This window comes from Lactobacillus sp. Sy-1 (assembly GCF_019303535.1).
Classification (GTDB): Bacteria; Bacillota; Bacilli; order Lactobacillales; family Lactobacillaceae; genus Nicoliella.
This window is the reverse complement of record NZ_JACCIU010000001.1, coordinates 19562-42465: the sequence shown is the minus strand read 5'-3', so window position 1 is coordinate 42465 and position 22904 is coordinate 19562. Positions and strand designations below refer to the sequence as shown.

At 39.7% G+C, this 22904-nt stretch carries 24 protein-coding genes; 18 read left to right on the top strand and 6 right to left on the bottom strand.

Translation table 11 applies throughout. From position 1 onward, the window contains the following. The first annotated feature begins 24 nt into the window (after positions 1–24). From purR to HZL42_RS00175, 4 genes are all read left to right on the top strand, one after another. A complete protein-coding gene (gene purR / locus HZL42_RS00190; protein WP_219053723.1) occupies positions 25–849 on the top strand; it encodes a pur operon repressor in 825 nt (274 codons plus the stop codon). 15 nt (positions 850–864) lie between these two features. After that, positions 865–2238 carry a bifunctional UDP-N-acetylglucosamine diphosphorylase/glucosamine-1-phosphate N-acetyltransferase GlmU gene (glmU, locus tag HZL42_RS00185; protein WP_219053722.1) on the top strand — a complete coding sequence of 458 codons (1374 nt, stop codon included), beginning with the start codon at positions 865–867 and terminating at the stop codon, positions 2236–2238. Positions 2239–2358: 120 nt separating this feature from the next. After that, positions 2359–3318 (top strand): ribose-phosphate diphosphokinase, encoded by a 960-nt coding sequence (locus HZL42_RS00180; protein ID WP_219053721.1) that lies wholly within the window; start codon positions 2359–2361, stop codon positions 3316–3318. Between the two features lie 3 nt (positions 3319–3321). Next, positions 3322–3690 (top strand): DUF3899 domain-containing protein, encoded by a 369-nt coding sequence (locus HZL42_RS00175; protein ID WP_219053720.1) that lies wholly within the window; start codon positions 3322–3324, stop codon positions 3688–3690. Between the two features lie 41 nt (positions 3691–3731). Here HZL42_RS00175 and yidA read toward each other — a convergent pair whose 3' ends face one another. Both yidA and HZL42_RS00165 read right to left on the bottom strand, forming a co-directional pair. Next, the gene (gene yidA, locus HZL42_RS00170; RefSeq protein ID WP_219053719.1) at positions 3732–4550 is read right to left on the bottom strand and encodes a sugar-phosphatase; all 819 of its coding nucleotides are present in this window, start codon (positions 4548–4550) and stop codon (positions 3732–3734) included. A gap of 17 nt (positions 4551–4567) precedes the next feature. Continuing rightward, on the bottom strand, positions 4568–5914 hold the full coding sequence (locus HZL42_RS00165; RefSeq protein WP_219053718.1) for an HD domain-containing protein: 1347 nt from the start codon (positions 5912–5914) through the stop codon (positions 4568–4570). A 172-nt stretch (positions 5915–6086) separates the two neighbouring features. Between HZL42_RS00165 and HZL42_RS00160 the strand changes: the two genes are divergently transcribed. The 5 genes from HZL42_RS00160 (at position 6087) to HZL42_RS00140 (ending at position 10836) form a co-directional block, all read left to right on the top strand. Beyond that, on the top strand, positions 6087–6497 hold the full coding sequence (locus HZL42_RS00160; RefSeq protein ID WP_219053717.1) for a DUF1934 domain-containing protein: 411 nt from the start codon (positions 6087–6089) through the stop codon (positions 6495–6497). 74 nt (positions 6498–6571) lie between these two features. Next, positions 6572–7147, top strand: a complete 576-nt coding sequence (gene rpoE / locus HZL42_RS00155; protein WP_219053716.1) for a DNA-directed RNA polymerase subunit delta — start codon at positions 6572–6574, stop codon at positions 7145–7147. 191 nt (positions 7148–7338) lie between these two features. Then, complete coding sequence (locus HZL42_RS00150; RefSeq protein ID WP_219053715.1) at positions 7339–8949, top strand: CTP synthase; 1611 nt, start codon at positions 7339–7341, stop codon at positions 8947–8949. Between the two features lie 247 nt (positions 8950–9196). Further along, complete coding sequence (locus HZL42_RS00145) at positions 9197–10483, top strand: UDP-N-acetylglucosamine 1-carboxyvinyltransferase (protein WP_219053714.1); 1287 nt, start codon at positions 9197–9199, stop codon at positions 10481–10483. A 104-nt stretch (positions 10484–10587) separates the two neighbouring features. After that, positions 10588–10836: a type B 50S ribosomal protein L31 gene (locus HZL42_RS00140; protein WP_219053713.1), complete on the top strand. Its 249-nt coding sequence runs from the start codon at positions 10588–10590 to the stop codon at positions 10834–10836. Positions 10837–10883: 47 nt separating this feature from the next. On the opposite strand, the gene HZL42_RS00135 is transcribed toward HZL42_RS00140, so the two are convergent. Continuing rightward, on the bottom strand, positions 10884–11357 hold the full coding sequence (locus tag HZL42_RS00135) for a low molecular weight protein-tyrosine-phosphatase (protein ID WP_219053712.1): 474 nt from the start codon (positions 11355–11357) through the stop codon (positions 10884–10886). A 96-nt stretch (positions 11358–11453) separates the two neighbouring features. On the opposite strand from HZL42_RS00135, the gene HZL42_RS00130 reads away from it, so the two are divergent. The 8 genes from HZL42_RS00130 to HZL42_RS00095 all read left to right on the top strand — a co-directional run bounded on the left by HZL42_RS00130 (position 11454) and on the right by HZL42_RS00095 (position 18879). Continuing rightward, positions 11454–12035 carry a LemA family protein gene (locus tag HZL42_RS00130; RefSeq protein WP_219053711.1) on the top strand — a complete coding sequence of 194 codons (582 nt, stop codon included), beginning with the start codon at positions 11454–11456 and terminating at the stop codon, positions 12033–12035. An 8-nt stretch (positions 12036–12043) separates the two neighbouring features. Beyond that, a complete protein-coding gene (gene htpX, locus HZL42_RS00125) occupies positions 12044–12940 on the top strand; it encodes a zinc metalloprotease HtpX (protein WP_219053710.1) in 897 nt (298 codons plus the stop codon). Between the two features lie 69 nt (positions 12941–13009). Beyond that, positions 13010–13795 (top strand): hypothetical protein, encoded by a 786-nt coding sequence (locus HZL42_RS00120; RefSeq protein ID WP_219053709.1) that lies wholly within the window; start codon positions 13010–13012, stop codon positions 13793–13795. Positions 13796–13861: 66 nt separating this feature from the next. After that, a complete protein-coding gene (gene murF, locus HZL42_RS00115; protein WP_219053708.1) occupies positions 13862–15244 on the top strand; it encodes a UDP-N-acetylmuramoyl-tripeptide--D-alanyl-D-alanine ligase in 1383 nt (460 codons plus the stop codon). 150 nt (positions 15245–15394) lie between these two features. Further along, positions 15395–16927: a DEAD/DEAH box helicase gene (locus HZL42_RS00110; protein ID WP_219053707.1), complete on the top strand. Its 1533-nt coding sequence runs from the start codon at positions 15395–15397 to the stop codon at positions 16925–16927. A 124-nt stretch (positions 16928–17051) separates the two neighbouring features. Beyond that, positions 17052–18173 (top strand): alanine racemase, encoded by a 1122-nt coding sequence (gene alr, locus HZL42_RS00105; protein WP_219053706.1) that lies wholly within the window; start codon positions 17052–17054, stop codon positions 18171–18173. Between the two features lie 39 nt (positions 18174–18212). After that, positions 18213–18524, top strand: coding sequence for a hypothetical protein (locus HZL42_RS00100; protein ID WP_219053705.1), 312 nt, complete (start codon positions 18213–18215; stop codon positions 18522–18524). Continuing rightward, on the top strand, positions 18505–18879 hold the full coding sequence (locus HZL42_RS00095; RefSeq protein ID WP_219053703.1) for a type II toxin-antitoxin system PemK/MazF family toxin: 375 nt from the start codon (positions 18505–18507) through the stop codon (positions 18877–18879). Before HZL42_RS00100 ends, HZL42_RS00095 begins: the two co-directional genes overlap by 20 nt. A gap of 61 nt (positions 18880–18940) precedes the next feature. Here HZL42_RS00095 and cbpA read toward each other — a convergent pair whose 3' ends face one another. From cbpA to HZL42_RS00080, 3 genes are read right to left on the bottom strand one after another with little or no spacing between them, the layout of a single operon-like run. Beyond that, positions 18941–19582, bottom strand: coding sequence for a cyclic di-AMP binding protein CbpA (cbpA, locus tag HZL42_RS00090; protein ID WP_219053701.1), 642 nt, complete (start codon positions 19580–19582; stop codon positions 18941–18943). 4 nt (positions 19583–19586) lie between these two features. Next, on the bottom strand, positions 19587–21173 hold the full coding sequence (locus tag HZL42_RS00085) for a glycosyltransferase family 39 protein (protein ID WP_219053700.1): 1587 nt from the start codon (positions 21171–21173) through the stop codon (positions 19587–19589). A gap of 57 nt (positions 21174–21230) precedes the next feature. After that, on the bottom strand, positions 21231–22181 hold the full coding sequence (locus HZL42_RS00080) for an L-lactate dehydrogenase (protein ID WP_219053699.1): 951 nt from the start codon (positions 22179–22181) through the stop codon (positions 21231–21233). A 160-nt stretch (positions 22182–22341) separates the two neighbouring features. On the opposite strand from HZL42_RS00080, the gene pth reads away from it, so the two are divergent. Further along, positions 22342–22899 (top strand): aminoacyl-tRNA hydrolase, encoded by a 558-nt coding sequence (pth, locus tag HZL42_RS00075; RefSeq protein WP_219053698.1) that lies wholly within the window; start codon positions 22342–22344, stop codon positions 22897–22899. Positions 22900–22904: the final 5 nt, after the last annotated feature.

Sequence of the window (22904 nt, the reverse complement as noted above, 5' to 3'; positions counted from 1 at the left end):
AATTATTTTATAGAGGTGAAAAATTTGAAGGTCAGACGAAGTAATCGGCTAATTGATATGACAAAGTATCTTTTAGATCGACCACACACACTTATTCCCCTGACTTTTTTTGTTGACCGTTATGGTTCAGCAAAGTCTTCAATTAGTGAAGACCTAGGAATATTAAAACAAACATTTAAGGATCGTGGAATTGGAATTGTTGATACTGTTCCGGGAGCCGCAGGTGGGACCCGCTTTTTGCCATCCATTCCGGCATCCGAAGCCCAATCATTTGTTAACGGGTTAAAGGATGCCCTAAATGATGATAGTCGCTACCTAGCTGGAGGCTACATCTATATGTCAGACGTACTTAGCTATCCTGATACTCTGAGAACGATTGGCCGTATCATGGCGACTAAGTACACCGATCAAAAGATTGATGCAGTCTTAACAGTTGCCACGAAGGGAATCCCAATTGCTCAAAGTATCGCTAGTAATTTAAACGTTCCGTTCGTAGTTTCTCAACATGATTCTAAAATCACCGACGGATCTACAATTAGCGTGAATTATGTGTCTGGTTCAAATAATAATGTTAAAAAAATGGTATTATCTAAGCGGAGCCTAAAGGCTAATTCCAGAGTGTTGATCGTTGATGACTACCTTAAGGGTGGTGGAACGGTAAATGGACTGGCGACCTTAGCTCGTGAATTTAACTGTGAAGTTGCAGGTGTTTCTGTATTAGCTGAAGAAAATTATGATCGAACTGAATTTGCTGATCAAGATTATGTTTCACTGGTTAAGGTTGACATTGCAAAGCACATTACGGTCTCAGATGGCAACTTCTTAAAGACCGTCTTTAATCAAAAATAGGGGGGAATTATTTCAATGGCTGTAAGAAATACAATTATTTTAGCTGCTGGTAAGGGAACCAGAATGAAATCTAAGTTGTACAAGGTCTTGCACCGCATTTGTGGGCGGACCATGGTGGATCACGTATTGACTCAGGTAGAAAAGACCCACATGGATAACGTCGTAACGGTAGTTGGTTATGGGGCCGAGGATGTTGAACGTGAACTAGGAGATCGGACTAAGTACGTGGTTCAAGAAAAACAACTAGGAACTGGGGATGCCGTAATTAAGGCAGAACCATTGCTAGCTAACGTTGAGGGAACCACAATGGTAGTTAGTGGTGATACACCACTATTTACCAGTGAGACCTTTGAAAAATTGTTCAAGTACCACGAAGAAAAGCAAGCTGCTGTTACCATTTTGACTTCGAAGGCTCCTGATCCAACTGGATACGGGCGGATTGTGCGAAATGACCTAGGAATCGTTGAAAAAATCGTTGAACAAAAGGATGCCTCGAAGGAAGAACAAGCAATCAACGAAATTAACACCGGGGTGTACGTTTTTGATAACCAGGCGTTATTTGAATCGTTGCATCAGATCAATAACGATAATGCTCAGGGTGAATATTACCTAACTGATGTAATTGAAATTTTGAAGAACGCCGGCCGGATTATTGCGGCCTACCAAATGGCGGACTTCTATGAATCGATGGGGGTTAACGATCGTATTGCGCTTTCGAAGGCCACTAAGGTAATGCAAGAACGAATTAATAATCATCATATGACCGAAGGGGTTTCGATTATCAACCCTGAGGACACCTACATCGATGTTGACATTCAAATTGGTTCCGACACGGTAATCGAACCCGGGGTGCAGATCCATGGAAAGACGACCATCGGATCTAATTGTCGGATTGGGGCCCACTCTGAAATTATCGATTGTAAGTTACATGATAATATCCATGTAATTTCTTCATACCTTCAAGAATCAGAAATGCTTGATAACTCCAATATCGGCCCTTACAGCCACTTAAGGCCACAATCAATAATTGGTGAACACGTTCACTTAGGAAACTTCGTAGAGGTTAAAAAGGCCCAAATTGACGAAGGGACCAAGGTGGGACACCTAACCTACATCGGAAACGCCCATTTGGGTCGAAGTATCAATGTTGGTTGTGGAGTGATTTTTGCTAACTACGATGGCAAGAATAAGCACAACATTACCGTAGGTGACGCCTCGTTTATTGGGAGCAATTCAAACTTGATTGCGCCAATTACCGTTGCTGACCATTCCTTTATCGCTGCCGGTTCCACGATTACCGATGACGTAAAAGAATACGATATGGCAATTGCCAGGGCTAGACAAACAAATAAGCCAGGCTATTATAAAAAATTACCATACGATGGATAGATAGTGAATGAATTCACTAAACGTTGTATAATATTAACTGAAATTAGTGTAAAATAGTAAGCAAGAATATCTTAATAAGTGTAATAGTCAATCTGAATGGATTTTGAGATGGAGGAAGTCATGGCTGAACAAAAAATCGATCCTAAATTTAAACTATTTGCCTTAAGTTCAAACCGCCCATTAGCACAAAAAATTGCTGATGATATGGGGATTGAATTGGGCAAGGCAAATGTTAATCATTTTAGTGATGGTGAAATTCAAATTCAAATCGAAGAAAGCATTCGTGGGGATGATGTATACATCATTCAATCAACTTCAGAACCAGTGAATGATAATTTGATGGAATTATTGATTATGTCCGATGCGCTTAAGCGTGCTAGTGCCCGGACAATTAACGTTGTAATCCCTTACTATGGTTACGCACGACAAGATCGCAAGGCCCAATCTAGAGAACCAATCACTGCCAAGTTGGTTGCTGATATTTTACAAACCGCTGGAGTTAATCGAGTGGTATCACTTGATTTGCACGCTGCTCAAATTCAAGGGTTCTTTAACATCCCAGTTGACCATCTAATGGCAGCACCCTTACTAGCTGACTTCTTCTTAAAGGAAGGCTTTGATTCAAATACTGTTGTGGTCTCACCTGATCATGGTGGCGTTGTTCGCGCACGGAAGTTAGCCGAACACCTAAAGGCCCCAATTGCAATCATTGATAAAAGAAGACCCAAAGCAAACGTTGCTAAGGTTATGAACATCATTGGTGATATTAAGGGGAAGACCTGCTTAATGGTTGATGACATGATTGACACGGCCGGGACAATTACACTGGGAGCGCAAGCATTAATTGATGCTGGGGCAAAAGAAGTTTACGCTTGTTGTACCCATCCAGTGTTATCCGGTCCAGCAATTGAACGGATTGAAAAATCACCAATTAAGCAATTAGTGGTAACTGATTCCATTCAACTCAAGCCTGAAAAAGAAATTAGTAAAATTAACCAAATTACAATCGCTAAATTAATGGCGAATGCAATTACTCGAATTCACCAAAACAAGCCATTGAGCCCTTTATTTAAGGCTTAGACGATGCTAAGTCGTTTGATCAACCAATTTAAAATCATGCTGATAACCACTGGTGGTGCAATTTTAATTGCGTTAATTCCATTGTTGATGCATAAACTGTCGCTTGTGGTAATGCTAAGTAACGTTTACTTCATGGTTGGATTGTTTATGCTAGTGGTATCCGCATTTATTATGATTTTAGGGGGCCATTTGTTTACAGGTTGGCATCGAGTTCGGCGGCGTGGTGATAATGCTGAACTACCTGATGAACAGGTTCCAGCTAGAAAAGTTGGCCGTTTAAAGAACGCGCCAATCCGGGTGAGTCGTTCTGCTAATTTCTGTTTACAAATATCAATTCCGCTAATTATCGTGGGAATTCTGATTACAATATAAAAAGCTGACCATTTGGTCAGCTTTTTATTTGCGGTTTTTAATTATGATTCAGGATTGTTAACGAATTTGTTGATCGCATAAGCAACCCCATTTTCAACATTGCGTTTAGTTACGAATTGGGCAGCTTGCTTATTATCTTCAATGGCATTGCCCATTGCAACCCCTAGTCCAGCAAATTTAATCATTGAAAGATCGTTTCCTTGATCACCAATTGCCATGATGTTTTCAGGTTTTAAGTCTAACTTTTCAGCTAGTTCGCGAAGGGCATTTCCCTTACTAATTTTTTTATTTAAGAATTCAAGGAAGAATGGTTCGGTTTGAACAACGTATAGTTTATCTTGAATTGCTGTGGGAATGTTAGCCTTAGCGTGGGTGATTTTTTCTGGAGAACTAACGAACATGGACTTGGTAATTGTTAGTTCTGGTTTGATGTCCTCTGGAGTTCGAAACTTAATTGGCAGTCTGACAATTGAACTTTCATAGATCGAGTAACGACTGAGGTCGCGATTAAAAGCATAAATTGCCTCGGGGGTTTCAATTTGATAGTTAACGTCAAACTTCCGAGCTAGGGCTTCGGTATCCACGAAATCGTCGTAAGTGATGGTGTGATTAGTAATTACCTTACCGTTTGCGTCTTGAACCGTGGAGCCATTAAAGGTAATTGCGTATTCATCTGACCCTGAAATTGATAACTCTTCCAGGTACTTCTCAACTCCTGAAATAGGGCGGCCAGTACAAAGCACAATCTTGATTCCCTTTTGGCGCGCCGCTGCGATTGCCTGTTTGGTTGGTTCGCGAAGGACCTTGTCGTCGTCAACTAGGGTTCCATCAATATCGATTGCAATTAATTTAATATCCATAATTTTTTTATTCCTCGCTATTCATTAATAATGTGATCATTTTTAATATGTTTTCTAAATTCTTCTACCATGGGTGAGAATAAGTTGATTTCATCAGACTTAATTAACTCCCGCGGGAAGAAAAAGCGGTTCTCACTGACGATTTTATTAGTAACTACCCGAACGAGGTCACTAACATCTGATAATCCCACGAAGCTGCCATCCGGATTAATCAACTTAATTTGCCCGTCATGAATTTCCTTTTTGGTGTCGTATGAATCATAGGGAAGGTTAAAGCTATTGTCAATTCCGGTATAGTACTTGGTATCATACCCGCAACCAGCAACTAGCTTTTTCATTTTATTAATAGTACTAAGGTCTTCCTTATCATACTTGGCTGATTTAAATGGCCGCCGATCAATGAAACGATGGGCGAGGTCGCTTAAAATGGGGTCGTTAGATTTTTTCCAGTGAATGAAGTAAGTATTTAAAACCCCATCGTCTAATTCAAGGTAGTCACTCAGACTAAACTCCTGATTGAAGAATGGAATTAATAAATACGGCATTAATTCAGGCTCTAACTGGTTAGCACGGTACAAGTCTTTTGCCCGAAGCAAGAGGTGGTTTAAAATGACCTCCATTGAACGGGAAACCGGATGAAAGTAAACCTGTAAATACATCTGCATCCGACCAATAATGTAGTCTTCAATTGTGTGCATTCCATTCATGTCAAAGCAAATCCCGTTTTCGTACGGTCGCATGATTCTTAAAATTCTGGTAAGGTCAAAATTACCATAGCTAGTTCCGGTGCTATAAGAATCGCGAAGCAGATAGTCCATCCGGTCCGCATCGCACTGGCTAGAAATCATTTGAACGACCTGCTTATTCGGATACGATTTATCGATTACACTAGCCACTTTTTGGGGGAAATCATCGCTGACCTGCAGTAAAACTTTATTCACCTGCGTACTAGGATTAGTGATAATTTTTCTGGTGATTGCCTCGTGGTCGGTGTGAAAGATGTGTTCGAACGTATGGGAATAAGCCCCGTGGCCAATGTCGTGAAGCAAGGCTGCACAAAGGGCCACGATTCGTTCTGAATCATCCCAAAGCCCATCTCCAGGTGTTTTAGATGGGAAGTTTCTTTGGAAGTTATTACAGATTCGCCGGGCGATTTCATAAACGCCCAGTGAATGGGTAAATCGAGAATGTTCAGCGCCATGAAACGTAAATGATGACGTTCCTAACTGCTTAATTCTACGAAGTCTTTGAAACTCAGGAGTGTTGATTAAATCCAGGATTACTTGGTGGCGTACATATATATAATTATGAACCGGGTCGCGAAAAACTTTTTCACGAGGTAGTAGTTGATTAGCGTATGACATGCTTTAACTCCCCTAGTAGTTTAAAATCAAAAGGATTATAACATTATTATAACTAAATTTAATGACTGTGACTATTAAATAAGTGCATTTTACGTTTTCCTAAGTATAATTAAGGGGATGTGAAAATTATTGGGAGGCGAATATCATTAGAGATACGAACGTACAAAAGGTCATGATTCATCTAGAAACCAGCATTAGTCAAGCAGATGATCACGATAATTTCGTGTATGATGTTGAAGGACAATTGGCGCGTGTCGGTCAATCATTTTACTTGCGTTACCAAGAAGACGATCCAAATACTGGTAAAAAGGTTCCGGTAACGTTTAAGATGGACGATAGCGGAGAAGTGCGCTTGACTAGGGCTGCTGATAACCGTTTGCAAGTTAGATTTGCGCAGGGCAAAAAGCACGTTGCGCGCTACAGTACCCCTTATGGATTGATGAATATGGACGCTGAAACAGTCCAGTTATCATATCAGTATCAAGATAATCCAGCTAGGGGCAACCTGTCCGTTGATTATCGGCTATTTTCAGGAGTTAACTTGCTTGGTGACTATAAGATAAGGTTGCAATTTAGCGTCTAGACGAGTAACATAAAGTAGTATATGTATAGCTCGATTAATACGATTTGAAAGTGTTTGAAAGGACGTGCACCAATTTGGAATTAAAAGCCTTGGAAGGTAAAAATAAAAAAGAACTCTCAATGATTGAAGTTGCGCACGCAATTTTATCACAACGTGGCGATGTTATGTCATTTGCTGATTTAGCTAATGAGATTCAAAAATACCTTGGTGACTCAGATGAAGAAATCAGAAACCGCTTAGTTCAGTTCTACACTGACTTAAACGTTGATGGTAGCTTCATTTCATTAGGTGATAACCTTTGGGGCCTTCGGACTTGGTATCCATACGATTCAATCGATGAAGCCACTGTTCATCCAGAAGAAGAAGATGAGGAACGCCCAAAGAAGAAGCGTCGGAAGGTCAATGCATTCTTAGCTGATGCTGATGACGACGATGATGTTATTGATTATGATGATGATGATCCTGAAGATCAAGATGATTATGATGCCGATGACGACGATGATGAAGATGATCATGATTTAGATGATATTGACGAAGAAAATCCAATTGACGATGAAGAACACAATGACGTTCCCGATGACGTTGATCTTCATGATGCTGACATGGATGATGATGACGATGATGATGATCAAGATGAAAGTAAAAAATAATTTTTTTGCTTGACTATCACCTTAAATCTATGTAGTATATTGTTTGGGCTCCTTGCATGGACTTTGCAAGGAATTGATCGATTATATTATTGTAGTTAATAAGCTCCCCGTTCCATTGAATGGGGAGTCTTTTTATTTTTTATTGTTGTTTTTAAATGTAACCCTAAATCATGAAAAAAGGAGAAATTCAATTGACTAAGTATATTTTTGTAACTGGTGGAGTTGTTTCCTCACTTGGTAAAGGAATTGTTTCAGCATCAATTGGTCGGCTATTGAAGAACAGAGGACTTAAGGTAACGATTCAAAAGTTTGATCCATATATTAATGTGGATCCTGGAACGATGAGTCCTTATCAACACGGTGAAGTTTTTGTTACCAATGATGGGACTGAAACTGACCTTGATTTAGGTCATTACGAAAGATTTATTGACATTAACTTAAATAAGTATTCAAACGTAACGACTGGGAAAATTTATTCAGAAGTGCTAGAAAAAGAACGGCGTGGGGACTACCTAGGGGCAACCGTTCAGGTAATTCCACACATTACGAATATGATTAAGGAAAAAATCATGCGGGCTGCAAACATCTCCGATGCAGACGTTGTAATTACTGAAATTGGGGGAACCGTTGGTGACATTGAATCCCAGCCGTTCTTGGAAGCAATTCGGGAAATGAAGACGGAAATGGGTGCTGAAAATGTATTTTACATCCATACGACCTTAATTCCGTATCTACATGCAGCTGGTGAAATGAAGACCAAGCCAACCCAACACAGTGTTAAGGAACTACGGGGACTAGGAATTCAACCTAACTTGCTAGTTGTTCGGGCTGAACACCCAGTAACTGATTCAATGAAGAAGAAGATTTCATTGTTCTGTGATGTTAAGCCAGAAGCCGTTGTGGAATCAACTGATGCCAAGTCCCTTTATTCCGTTCCATTGAGCCTACAAGCACAAAAGATGGATGACCAAATTTTGGAACACTTTGGAATTGACGCACCAGAAGCTGACATGACTAGTTGGCGTGAGCTCGAACACCGTGCATTGAACCTAAAGAATGAAATTAACATTACACTGGTTGGTAAGTACGTATCCCTTCATGATGCCTACATCTCAGTTGCCGAAGCATTACACCATGCTGGATACCCAGTTGATGCTAAGATTAACTTAAAGATGGTGGCAGCTGCTGACATTACTGATGATAATGTAGCAGAAGTGCTTGCCGGTGCTGATGGAGTCATTGTGCCTGGTGGATTCGGTCGCCGTGGAGTTGAAGGAATGATTAGAGCGGTTAAGTACGTTCGTGAAAACGATATTCCATTCTTAGGGGTTTGTTTAGGAATGCAGGTTGCTAGTATCGAGTATGCACGGGATGTACTTGGCTATGCTGATGCTAACACTACTGAAATTGATCCTGATACTAAGCACAATGTAATTGATATCATGGCTGACCAATCAGACATTGAAGAACTAGGTGGGACCCAGCGACTAGGGGCATACCCATGTAAGATTAAGCCGGGAACTGTAACTGCCGCTGCTTATGACAATAAGAAGGAAATTTCAGAACGGCATAGACACCGTTATGAATTTAATAATAAGTTTAGAAAAGATATGGAAGCTAAGGGATTGGTATTTGCTGGAACCTCCCCAGATAACCACTTAGTTGAAGTAATTGAAGTTCCAGAAAACAAGTTCTTCGTTGCGGCTCAATATCACCCAGAATTTCTTTCTAGACCAAACCGTCCAGAAGGCTTATTCAAGGCATTCGTTGCGGCTGCTAACAAGCAACACGGGAACGAATAATCAATAAGTTGGGCTGAGTATTAAAATAATTCGCAAAAGTGAGCGCATAGATGTTGGTAGTTACTAACGTCTATGCGCTTTTTTTATTTTACATTTGCTAATAAATTCACAAATTGGATATAAAAAATGATATAATTTATTATCAGTGATTAGTTTACTAGTCACGACTGATTTTTCACTTGGAAGGTGGCATAGTGACCACTTCAAACCAGTGTTAATGATAAAAATTAAGCGAGGAAATGCAATAATGAGTGAAATGATTATTCATGGGGGGCATCGACTCTCAGGAGAGGTAACAATTGGGGGAGCTAAAAATAGTACGGTAGCCATTATTCCGGCATCCATTTTAGCTGATTCACCAGTTCAATTGGACATGGTTCCTAATATTTTAGATGTTAAGAATTTAATGTTACTTCTGGAGTCAATGAATGTTCATTCTGAATTTGTCGATGGTGTTTTAACCATTGATCCTACCGACATCAAACAATTACCGTTACCTAGTAGGGCAATCAAGAGTTTACGGGCTTCGTATTATTTTATGGGAGCGCTATTAGGCCGTTTTCACCGGGCCGTATTAACCTTTCCTGGTGGTGATAACATTGGTCCCAGACCAATCGATCAACACATCAAGGCCTTCAAAGCGTTGGGCGCAACCGTTGATGAAAAACCAGATGGTAAAATTAACATTGAAGCTGGTCCGAATGGTCTTCATGGAGCACCAATTTTTATGGACGTAGTATCAGTTGGCGCCACGATTAATGCTATTTTAGCTGCTGTTCGGGCTAACGGGACCACCACGATTTGGAACGCCGCTAAGGAACCAGAAATTATTGATGTAGTTACGTTTTTAAATAACATGGGCGCTAAAATTAGGGGGGCCGGCACCGACGTCATTCGAATTGACGGGGTCGATCAACTAATTGCTAAAAACACCCATACAATTATTCCAGATCGAATCGAGGCCGGGACCTATCTTTCGATGGCTTCAGTAATTGGAAATGGTGTGTTAGTTAACAATGTGATTCCAGAACACTTGGAATCGTTTATTGCTAAGTTAACTGAAGCGGGCGTCAAATTAGACATTAACGAAGATAGTATTTATGTCCACCGGTGTAACCGCTTTTCACCAATTAAGATTAAGACGCTTCCCTTTCCAGGTTTTGCAACTGATCTTCAGCAGCCGATTACACCATTACTATTGAGGGCGAATGGTGATAGTATCATTGTGGATACCATTTATCCCGAACGGACTCGGCATATTCCAGAGCTGATTAAGATGGGGGCTAATATTCGGGTCAACGAAGATGATCATATCATCATCATTAGTCCGACCGATAAACTGACTGGTGCAGTTGTGGACGCTGGTGAAATTAGGGCTGGAGCAGCAGCGTTGATTTCTGGATTAATGGCTGATGGGGTCACTAAAATTACTAACGCTGATAATATATTGCGGGGGTATGATAATGTGGTTGATAAACTGACGAATTTGCATGCCCACGTTGAACTGATCAATAATACCAACTTAATAAATTAAAAAAGCATTGATTGACTAGTTAGTTGGTGGTAATATAATAAGTATCGACTAATCGATAATCTCTGTTTTCAGAAAGATTTCAGGGCAAAGGAGCGATAGATATAATGAAAAAAGGAATTCATCCAGATTACCACAAGGTTGTATTTAAGGATTCAAGTACTGGTTTCAGTTTTTTAACTGGTTCTACTGCTAATTCTGACCAAACCATCGAATGGGAAGACGGTAACACTTACCCATTGATTCTTGTGGAAATTTCATCTGATTCACACCCATTCTACACTGGACGTCAAAAGTTCACTCAAGCAGATGGTGCTGTGGACCGTTTCAACAAGCGTTACGGTTTAAACAAGTAATTAATCTTAATTACGGAAAAGAGTTCGTCATTCGACGAACTCTTTTTTTATTGCGTTAATGAATGTTGCTTAATGTAGGCTAACCATGCGGGCATGGCCTTAGCTAATACATCGTATGTGTAGTCAAACTTATGGGTGTACCATGGATCAGGAATTGGCGTACCCTTTTGATCTGGGAAGATGTCCAGACAAAGATGAATCTTATCGATGCAATCAGCGGGGGCCATTCGTTTTAGGTCGATCATGTTCTGGTGGTCCATTGTAATGATGTAATCAGCCCATTCAAAATCAGCAGTGGTAATTTGGGTTGCGTGGAGATTTTGCCACGCCAAGTGATGCTTAGTGAGGGTTTTAATGGTCCCTGGTTGAGGATGGTTACCCTGTTCCTCATCACTAGTGGCTGCGGAACGAACCTTGATTTGATTGGTAAGGCCCTGTTCAGCAACTAATTTTTTAAAAATGACTTCTGCCATCGGTGAACGACAAACGTTACCCAAACAGACAAATAAAACGTTGGTCATAATGTTCCTCCTTAGTTTATGGTTATTATTATTATAGCTAATTAAGCTGTTTTTTGTTATGATTAATACCAAATTAACAGAATGGAGATATTCAAAATGGGAATTATTATTGCGATTGTTGTGATTGCCGTTGTGGTAATTGCATACATTATGATTTATAACGGATTAGTTCGTTCAAGAACGTACGTTGATGAATCATGGAGTCAAATTGACGTTCAATTAAAACGCCGAAACGATTTAATTCCAAACTTAATTTCAACGGCGAAGGGGTATGCTAATTATGAACAAGAAACCCTAGCAAAGGTGACTGAATTAAGAAATCAAATGGTCTCAATCGATGGGAACGTTGATCGTGACAAGTTAATGCAGGTTTCTGACCAGTTGTCTGGTAGCCTTAAGTCAATGTTTGCGGTGGCTGAAAACTATCCAGAACTAAAGGCTGATAAGCACTTCCAAGAACTAATGGAAGAATTAACTAATACTGAAAATAAGATTGCTTATTCAAGACAGCTATATAATTCAACCGTTGCGAAATACGATATGCAAATTAATACCTTCCCTAGTAATTTAGTTGCTGGGATCCACCACTTTACTAAGCGGGAATATTTAACGGTTCCAGAGGAAGAAAAGCAAGCGCCGAAGGTAAATTTTGACGAATTTAAGGGCTTTAATAAGTAGGCGGATAAATGTTATATGAACAAATTGCGCAAAATAAACGAAAGACGCTTTACGTATTAACCGGATTTATTTTATTGCTGCTGCTAGTCGGGGCAGCAGTCGGAATCCTGTTCTTTAGAAGCCCCGTTGCCGGGATTGTGATTGCGGCATTGGTCGGGGTGGTTTACTCTTTGATCATGATCAGTCAGTCAATTGATATCGTGATGATGATGAATCACGGTCATGAAATTACCTCCTCAGATCAGGATCCTGAACTATGGCACATCGTTTCTGACATGGCTTTGGTTGCACGGATTCCAATGCCGCGGGTCTTTATTATTGATGATGACAGTCCGAATGCCTTTGCAACCGGAAACAATCCTAAAAAAGCGGCGGTAGCAGTTACGACTGGATTACTTGCGGCGTTAAATCGGGAGGAGTTAGAAGGTGTAATTGGACATGAGGTTTCACACATTCGGAACTATGACATTCGAGTATCGACAATTGGGGTTGCCCTAGCTGCTGCAATTTCCATCATTGTTGATTTTGGGATGCACTCGCTTTGGTTCGGTGGGGGCCGCAGGGATGATAATGATGAAAAAAGCACTGGGGTGGTTGAGATTATTGCTGCGGTGGTAATTATCATCTTGGGTCCACTAGCTGCCAGCATTGCCCAGATGGCATTATCCAGAAACCGAGAATACTTAGCTGATGCTTCAGGCGTGGAATTGACTAGAAATCCACTGGGGTTGATTAACGCCCTAAGGAAAATTTCTGGTGGTGAACCAATGCATGACATTAACGCTAATAGTGCGGGACTATACATTGAAGATCCTTACCATGGTCGCCACCAGTTTTCATTTTCAAGGCTATTTGACACTCATCCGCCGATTGAGGATCGCATTAAAAGGTTAGAAAAAATGTAATTTTGTGGTGTAAAAATTTAAAAAAGGAGTACAATAAAATAGTTAAATATTTGCGAAAGTGTGGTTGTAATGCGGGATAATTTTATTTACATCGACGCTAATTTAGTAAGAAATATGACGATCATCAGAGGGATTGATTCCGCAGACTTTGTGAATGGCTTAGATCACTTTCCGAGCAATATTATCTTGTTGAATGATGATCGTGACAATGCAAATAGCTATAATGCACACTCTAAATTCAGTACGATCACTGGGAGTGGAGCGGTAAAAGAGTACCTATTAGATAAGCAGATTAAAGATAAAAAGTTCATCGATTTTCACTCTAACGACGAGTTGAACGTCCTATTAGATAGTGAAATTGCTAACCTTCTTTATCTTGGCCACATGACTTATCCAATGGATAGCCCATTTTCTTCTAAATTGCGTAATAATTATATTTATATTCTTCTGAAATCAAATTTTGTTAAGGTGTTTTTTCGCCAATTTTCCCAATTTAACCACGTTTTAGAAGTGAGCTTAAAACGACACCTAAGGGAAATGCACAGTGGTAGGAGGATGTTTGTTCGGCCGTTAGTAATTAAAAATATTGATGACGCAGTTTTGACCAAATTAATAAAGCTAAGCAGTGAGGGCTTAGTGGTTGCTTTTGATCAATCATTTGAGCAACAGCGTCAATATAATATCCCATTATTGATGGAAAAATACCCAGAAAAGCAGAGTACATGGTATACTAAACATGATATATACCAGAATGCCGTTTCAATCGGGACTTTAAATTACTTAATTTACGAGCAAAGATGGCAAGTTCACATTGATGAAGATAAATTACCAAATAATTTTATTTTTGAAGATTAATTGCATTCTGGACGGTTAAGTCGTCGGAATGCTTTTTATTTGATATCTTAATGGAGTTAAAAAATTATGAAAATGAATTTAGTTGAAATTGCCAAAGTGGTATCGGCAAAAAATGACGTTAATGATTATGGAGATGTAGAGGTCACTAGCGTGGCTTTCGATAGCCGTAATTTGAAGCAGGGGGCACTCTTTGTGCCGTTAACTGGAAATCAAGATGGGCACCGATTTATTAATAGTGCAATTGATAACGGAGCCAGTGCAGCCTTTTGGGCTAGTGATCACTCTGATCAACCAACTGGATTTCCATTGCTGGTGGTTGATGATCCACTAAAGGCACTGCAAGCACTAAGTAGTTACTATCTAAAGAAAATTAATCCCCAAGTGGTTGCGATTACTGGAAGCAATGGAAAAACCACCACTAAGGATATGGTTGCGTCTATTTTAGCAACCCAGTTTAACGTTACGAAGACCCATGCTAACTTCAATAATGAGATTGGGGTTCCAGTAACAATTCTATCAATGGAAGCTAATACAGAGGTACTAGTGGTTGAAATGGGAATGGACCGGCCTGGGCAGTTATCCTTTTTGAGTCGATTAGTTCAACCAGACGTTGCAATCATTACGATGATTGGTGAGGCACACATTGAATTTTTTGGCACCCGTGATAAAATTGCGGATGCAAAGATGGAAATTTTGAACGGCTTAAAAGAAGACGGGACGTTTATTTATGACGGCGATGAACCACTATTAAAACAACGGGCTAGTAAGGTTGATTTTAAAGAGTTAACCTTTGGCAGGAATGGAGTTAATACCATCTATCCGACCGTAATTAATGACCGGACAGACCAAACCAACTTTGTTACTAACATGTGGAAGGACTTTTCATTTACGATTCCCATGATTGGGGAATACAACGTAAACAATGCGCTTGCCGCAATCTTAACCGGGTCCCTATTTCAAATTCGGCCTGAATTTATTCGGCAGGGATTGCAACACGTTAACTTAACTGCGAACCGAGCAGAATGGATTCACGGCCAGCAGGGAGAATTGATCCTAAGTGATGTTTATAATTCCAACCCAACCGCCGCTCGTGAAGTGTTGCAAGCCTTTTCTGAAGTTCCTACCGATGGACGCAGAATTGCTGTATTGGGAGATATGTTAGAACTGGGCGACCAATCTAAACAGATGCATGAGTCATTAATTGGTTCGCTGAACCCAAATGTAATTCAGGAAGTATTTTTAATTGGTACTGACATGGCAGCCCTCCGGTATAAATTGATTGCTAGTTACGAATCAAAGGCGGTTCACTACTATCAAGCTGACCAGTTGGCGCAATTAGCCCATGATTTACAAGCAGATGTGAACAGTGATGATATCCTATTATTAAAAGCCAGTCATGGAATCCATTTGGAATCCGTTTTAAGTACATTAGTGAATGGAAATGAATAAGGTTGATTAATTGACCGAAAAGGATTATTATTAATTAGATATACAATTTTAATAACAGATTTATTGATTTTGAATCCGCTATTGAGTGTTTGACGGAAACGGATTTTTCTTAGCTCATTAGTAATTTTCAAAATCATAGGAGGAAATTTTTTGAAATTTAGAGAACTAGGTTTATCAAAAGACCTATTAACAGCCGTTGAAAAAGCAGGTTTTACTGAAGCTACCCCTATTCAATCGGATACAATTCCATTGATTCTTGAAGGGCACGATGTTTTGGGACAAGCCCAAACTGGTACTGGTAAAACAGCTGCATTTTCCCTACCCATTTTAGATAAAATCGATTTAGATGATCCAAATGTGCAAGCATTGGTTGTATCACCTACTCGTGAATTAGCAATCCAAACCCAACGTGAAATGAATCGCTTTGGTCGGGTTGAAGGCGCTAAGGTACAAGCCGTTTACGGTGGTGCTGATATTCGCCAACAAATTAGAAACTTAAAGAAGCATCCTCAAGTGGTCGTTGGAACACCAGGACGGATTCTAGACCACATTAATCGTCGAACTTTAAAACTAGGCAATGTTAAGTTCTTAGTTTTAGATGAAGCTGATGACATGTTAGACATGGGATTTTTAGATGATATTGAAAGCATCATTAAGGCCCTCCCGACTGAACGACAAACCCTATTATTCTCAGCTACGATGCCTGATAAAATTAAGCGGGTTGGGGTTCAGTTTATGCACCAACCAAAACAAGTTAAAATTAAAGCGAAGGAATTGACCACTGATTTAGTTGACCAATTCTACGTTCGTTCAAAAGAAGCTGAAAAATTTGACTTAATGACCCGGTTCTTTGATGTTCAAGCACCAAAGGTTACCATCGTCTTTTGTCGGACTAAGCGGCGGGTTGATGAAGTATCCCGTGGATTAATTGCATGTGGCTACCCAGCTGCTGGATTACATGGTGATTTAACCCAAAAACGGCGTTCGCAAATCATGCGTGAATTCAGAGATGGTAAAATTTCAATCTTAGTTGCAACTGACGTTGCTGCTCGTGGAATTGACGTTAGTGGTGTGACCCACGTATACAACTACGATATTCCTCAAGATCCTGAAAGTTACGTTCACCGGATTGGTCGGACTGGTCGGGCCGGAAAGCATGGGGTATCGCTTACCTTTGTTGAACCAAATGAAAAGGACTACCTTAGAGAAGTTGAAAAATTAACTAAGGTGAGAATGCTGCCATTAAAGCCACCTTCGGAAAACGAAGCGTTAAGTGGTCAGTTATCAGAAGTTAAAAATGAATTAGGGGATTTAATTCAAAAAACTGATATGGATAAATTCTCAGATACTGCTGACGAACTTTTGGAAAAGTATTCTGCTAAGGAATTGGTTTCAGTACTCTTAAGCAAGATGACTAGAAGCCAAGTCAAAGTTAGAATTACTCCAGAACGGCCATTGCCTAATAAGAAACGGCGCTTCAGTCACGGTCGGCGTTACAATGGTCATGGCGGTGGTGGCCGGAATAATCGTAACTCTAACGGTGGTAGTCGTCGTTACAATGGCCGCAATGGTGGAAACCGTCGTAACGATAGAAATCACGGCAGAAGTGATGATCGTCGGAATAACAGTCATCGAAACAGTAATGGTGGTGGCAAGTCATTCACCATTAAGCAACGGGACTAGTTAAATTTTAAATTTATTTAGATAATAAAAACAGGAATGCTGGATTATAAAATCCACGTTCCTATTTTTTATTCGATTAATTAATGATAAAATAGAATATAAATTATGTTTGAGGGTGTAGGTTATGAGGACTGGATTTCATCGGAATGCCAATTTGATAATTGACAAACAAGCGATTTATCATAATATTCATAGTGAAATAGAACGTTTAAATACCGATACTGAGCTTTTCATGGTGGTCAAGGCCAATGGATACGGCCATGGAGCAGTTGAAGTTGCTAAGGTTGCTAAATCTGCTGGAGCGAAGGGGTTCTGTGTTGCCATTTTAGACGAGGCGCTTGAATTGCGTGACGCTGGCTTTACTGAACCCATCTTAGTGTTAGGGGTTACTAGACCGCAAGATGCATTAACTGCCGCTACCTTTAATATTTCAGTTACCCTCCCCTCAAATGAATGGCTAAAAGCAGCGGTTGCGGAGTTAGCCAATTATAAGGATGCTCCTAAATTGAACGTTCATGTGGCCCTGGATACTGGGATGGGCCGAATTGGCTTTCAATCAATTGACGAGATGGAAGTAGCATTACAATTAGCTGGGAATAATTCGCAGTTGATAAACGTTGAAGGGATTTTCACCCATTTTTCAACGGCTGATTCTCAAGATACGGACTACTTTAAGCTTCAAGTTAAGCGCTTTAAAAAGTTTATGGCTGCACTTCCTAGTAAGCCACGCTATGTTCACGTTTCTAATTCTGCAACTAGCTTGTGGCACCAGGAATGCAATGGCAATATGATTCGGTTCGGGGTGTCCGGATACGGACTCAATCCTTCTGGGACTGAATTAACGCCACCATATGATTTAAAACCAGCCTTGAGTTTGGTTTCTGAAGTTGTTCATTGTAAGTTAGTACCAGCAGGGCGTTCAATTGGTTATGGAGCTACTTACACCACTACGGATGACGAATGGATTGGCACAATTCCAATTGGCTATGCAGATGGCTATGTAAGAGCCTTACAAGGATTCCACGTCTTAGTTGATGGTCAGTTTTGTCCAATCGTGGGGCGGATTTGTATGGATCAGTTCATGATTAAGCTCCCAAAACAGGTAAAAATGGGAACTAAGGCTACGTTAATTGGAAAAAATGGTCAAAATGAGATTTCTTTGGAATCAGTAGCTCAATTTTGTGATACAATTCATTATGAAGTTGCTTGTTTATTTCAAAAGCGGCTACCAAGAGTATATATTTAGTGATTTTTAATTAATATATTATAATAAGGGGTATTTATTATGCCATTTATTCTAAGTGAACGTTTTTTAATTAGGACGTCTAAGTTAATACTAATTGATGAAATTAATAATAATTTAACTAATTATAGAACGTTTTCTGTATTAGTTAATCCTGAATATAACTATTCCCCTTATATCCAGGATTTAATTTATGGTTATATTATTATGGGGAATATAAATAAGGATATCGTTAAAGAGTTTATGCCCTCTGAGGATTGTGCGGCAAGAACTATTAATGAATACTTAAGTAAAAATAAATTCGTTAATAAGGCAAAGGAGGAGTATATCAGAAATGGCCAAAACAGATGTTAAACGTGGTGATATTTTTTATGCTGATTTATCTCCGGTCGTCGGTTCCGAACAAGGAGGGGTCAGACCAGTACTGATAATCCAGAATAACATTGGAAATCATTACAGTCCGACCGTTATCGTAGCTGCAATTACTGCTCGGATTTCTAAGCCTAAGATGCCCACCCATGTGGGAATCAAGGCTAGTCAATCGGATATCGAAAAAGATTCGGTGATTCTACTCGAACAAATTCGAACGATTGATAAGCAACGATTAAACGACCGCGTAGCTCATTTAAATCAATATCTAATGAAAAAGGTTGATACTGCTTTGGAATTAAGTGTTGGACTATCGTCTAAAACTAATTCTAAAAAGTAGTATACATAATAAAAAAGATTCGTGGATGCTGTTTGCACCTACGAATCTTTTTTATTATGGATTATTGCATGGCGTTTAAATTTTCAATTTCAGGAACCTTAAAACCACGTTTGTTTAATGCAGTGGTTATTTTATCGAGTTGTTCTGCATCTACTTCGGATGGGAGGGTAAACATGGTCCGGTGGACTAGCTCGCCCTCTTGAACATCTAGGGAAATGACACTCGCGATGTTAGTGAACTTGGTAATGATCCGGGCCATTTTTTCTAGATCACCTCTTTCACCAGTTGAGACAACTGTAATTACGTAGCTCCCTACATTTACGTTCCAAGACTGTGAAAGCATGTCCATTAACCGATTGTGGGTTAGGATTCCGTAGAATGAATTTTGTTCGTCAAGAACGGCGATGTATGGCAAGTCCTTAATTGAAAAGAATACGTTAAAGAATGATGAATTAACGCTAATGAACTTAGTAGAATTCTTAATTAGATGGGTAACTGGTAAGTTCATATCCCCACCGCGGGACTTATGACGATACAAATGCATCTTATAAATATTACCACGGAAGAGGGTGCCAGTTTCGTCTAGGATTGGGACACACCGGAAGTCCTTTTCTTCTAGGATTTTTAATGCTTCAGCCAAGGTGTTATTTTCAGTGACCATCGTCAGTCCATTCTTGGGTTTAACTAATGATTTTAATAACATAAAATCAACTCCTTAATTCATATAGTAGGTACTTCATTTTGTGATTTTGAAAGATTAACTTACGTTGGGCTACCAATCGATAGGCATGGGTAAAGCTATCGTCTGGTTGTTGGTCAGAATCCCAAATCGATTCATTTTCCAGCAGTGTGAAAACCACAAAGTGAGCCTGGTGATTATTCAACAGATAGTTTTGTGTATCCATTAACGGTCTAAAACCTCTCAAATTCAGTTTAGCAAAGTATTTGGTTTGTGGCAACGTTCCAGTTGCGGTATATATTCCAACGTCTAAGTTATTGTAGTTTAAGATGGTCCGGTCCTTACTTTTATTAATAATCTTAGCAAATTGAATTTGGAAGGGAGTGGTGGTGTTGTGATTAGTACTAATTGCTTGGTTATGGGGAAATAGGATCGTGTAACGGTAGTTACGATTAGTGATGAAAATGCTACCAACTGCAATGACGGCAGTAATTAAGCTGACCTTAGTCTGATTATTAAAACGGTGTTCAGTAAGGTAGGTTAAACCACTTGCAATTCCCATTGACATGAAAACCATGAACACCCCAAGGGCCACAAAGTAGTATCTAAAGCTAAATTCGTTTCCAACAATTACGATTACTTCCAATAGGGCAGCTGAAAGGATGATTATTTTAGGGAACCATTTGAAGGTGGTGTTAAAAATTAGGTACAAGATGCCAATTAAAAACAGTGCTGAAATTGTAACGGTCCGAAAATTCCTAAACACAAAACCACTGATGGTTTCTATTAATTGAAATGAAAATAAATGACTATGGGGGTAGTAATTAAGATTAATTATAAAATAAACTTTAAATAGGTCCGATAACGCACCCATTACCCCATAAAAGATGATGAGTGGCACCGAAACGGCCATAAAACCGGCAAGGCTAGCAGCCACTTTTCTGAGGAGTTCGTGAAAATGCTTCGAGAATAATGCTTGAACAGCAATCAAACCAAAAAATGAAATCCACGGTAGAATCAAACTAAATTTAATCCAAAAAACAACGGCCATTGCAACCCCTTGACCAAACAATTGGAAGTTGGTTTCTGGCTTGCCGTTATTCTTTAATACGATATAAATTAAACTGAGGACTAACGGCATGATTAAACTTTCCGGTAGTTCACCATTTTCAAAAAAATAGTCGTTAAAGACGATTGGTAGCAGTGTTAAACTGCTGGCAAATGAGATGGGTCGGCTAAATTTCAAGTTAATGATTTTATAGCTCATGATGATATCAAAAAAGACCGTTAATGCCTCAAATAAGTACACCCCTAAAAAAGTTTTATAACTGATTAGGGCGGAAAATGAGTTCATTAAATAGATTAGTGGTCCCCGTTGATCAAATAAGTCGCGGTAGGGCATTAATCCATGCCATAGTCCCTTTCCAACGGTAAACATTGTATTCCCATCCCATGAATTATTAAATGCGAACAGGGGCGAGGTAGTGGTAATGAATGCTGTAATGAATAAACTTAAGCCGATGGTCAAAATGGTTAGTGACCAACCGAGTTTTTGATTGGTTTGCCGGTTCATAGTTGTTAATTCGGGAAGCTCCCGATCTCCCTTCTTTCTCATTAAAAAATAACCGCACTCCTGAAGAGCACGGTTATTTTTAATTTTAAAATTGGTGGATTAATTTAATGAATCCATACCCTTTTTAGCCATTTCCTTCAAAGTTTCAGCGGATGCTGACATCTTCTTAGCTTCGTCATCACTCAATGGAACTTCAAGCACCTTAGCAACACCAGATGCATTGATAACGGCTGGAGTACCGATGTAAATATCGTTTAATCCATATTCACCGTTCATTGGAGCACCAATTGGTAATACTGAGTTTTCATCACGTAAGATTGCACGAGAAATTCTCATTAATGCGGTAGCAACCCCATAGAAGGTAGCACCCTTCTTGTTAATGATTGTGTAAGCCTTGTCACGAGTTTCTTGTTCTAACTTAAGAAGATCATCCTTGCTAACACCGTTTTCCTTAGCAACGTCAACTAATGGACGGCTACCAACTTCTGCTTCGTCAATTGCGGCGAATTCAGAGTCACCGTGTTCACCCATGATGTATGCGTGAACGTCAGCAGGGTTAACCCCCAACTTCTTACCAACGGCAACTTGGAAACGAGTAGTATCGAGGGAAGTCCCTGAACCAACAACCTTTTCCTTAGGGAATCCGGATAGCTTTTGAGTAGCGTAAGTTAACACATCAACTGGGTTAGCAGCTACTAAGAAAATACCATCAAATCCTGAATCAACAACTGGTTTCACAATTGATGATAGAATCTTAATGTTTTTGCTTACTAAGTCAAGACGAGTTTCGCCTGGCTTTTGAGGAGCACCAGCAGTAATAACTACTAGGTCTGCATCCTTACAATCACTGTAATCGCCAGAATAGATGTTCTTTGGAGCAGTGAAAACTTGAGCGTCTTCAAGGTCTAAAGCGTCTCCTTCTGTCCGATCTTTAACAATATCAATAATGACGAATTCTTCGGCGATTCCTTGTTGCATCATTGCAAATGCGTATGAAGAACCAACCGCACCGTCACCAACTAAAGCAACTTTTTGGTGTTTTAATGCCAAAATAATCATCCCTTCAAAAGAATTTTTATTTGAATGTTTCCAAAAATCATTATAGCATAATTAAAGTTAAGTTGATAACGAAGAGGGCGCCTTTAATTATATTAATCCGATCTTTTGCTATAATAGAGAGAAATAGATAAACAGGGAGTACACTTAAAAAATGAAAATGATTGTTGGATTGGGCAATATTGGCCCACAATATGATGGAACTCGTCACAACACTGGGTTTGCTGTTTTGGACCAGTTTGCCGATGACCACGGAATCGAATTTACCACCCGTAAAATGGATGCAAAGTTGGGGTCCGGAATGATTGATGGGGAAAAAGTACTACTAGTAGAACCAACCACGTTTATGAATGAATCTGGGCGGGCGGTTGGCCCATTGATGAATTTTTATAAGTTAGATTTAGCAGATTTAATCGTAGTTTACGATGATATGGACCTCCCAGTTGGAAAAATCAGACTACGGACCCACGGTGCTGCTGGGGGTCACAATGGAATCAAGAGTTTGATTGCCCACTTGGGAACGAACCAGTTTGACCGAATTCGGGTGGGAACTGACCATCCGAAGTTCCAAAAGGTAGTTGACTACGTTTTAGGTAAGTTTACGGACGAACAACTCCCTGATTTTAAAACCGCTTGTGATCAATCAGTGGCTGCATTGAACGACTGGGTTGCAGGCCAAGCGTTCGACAAGCTCGAAAATAAATACAATTAATTTAA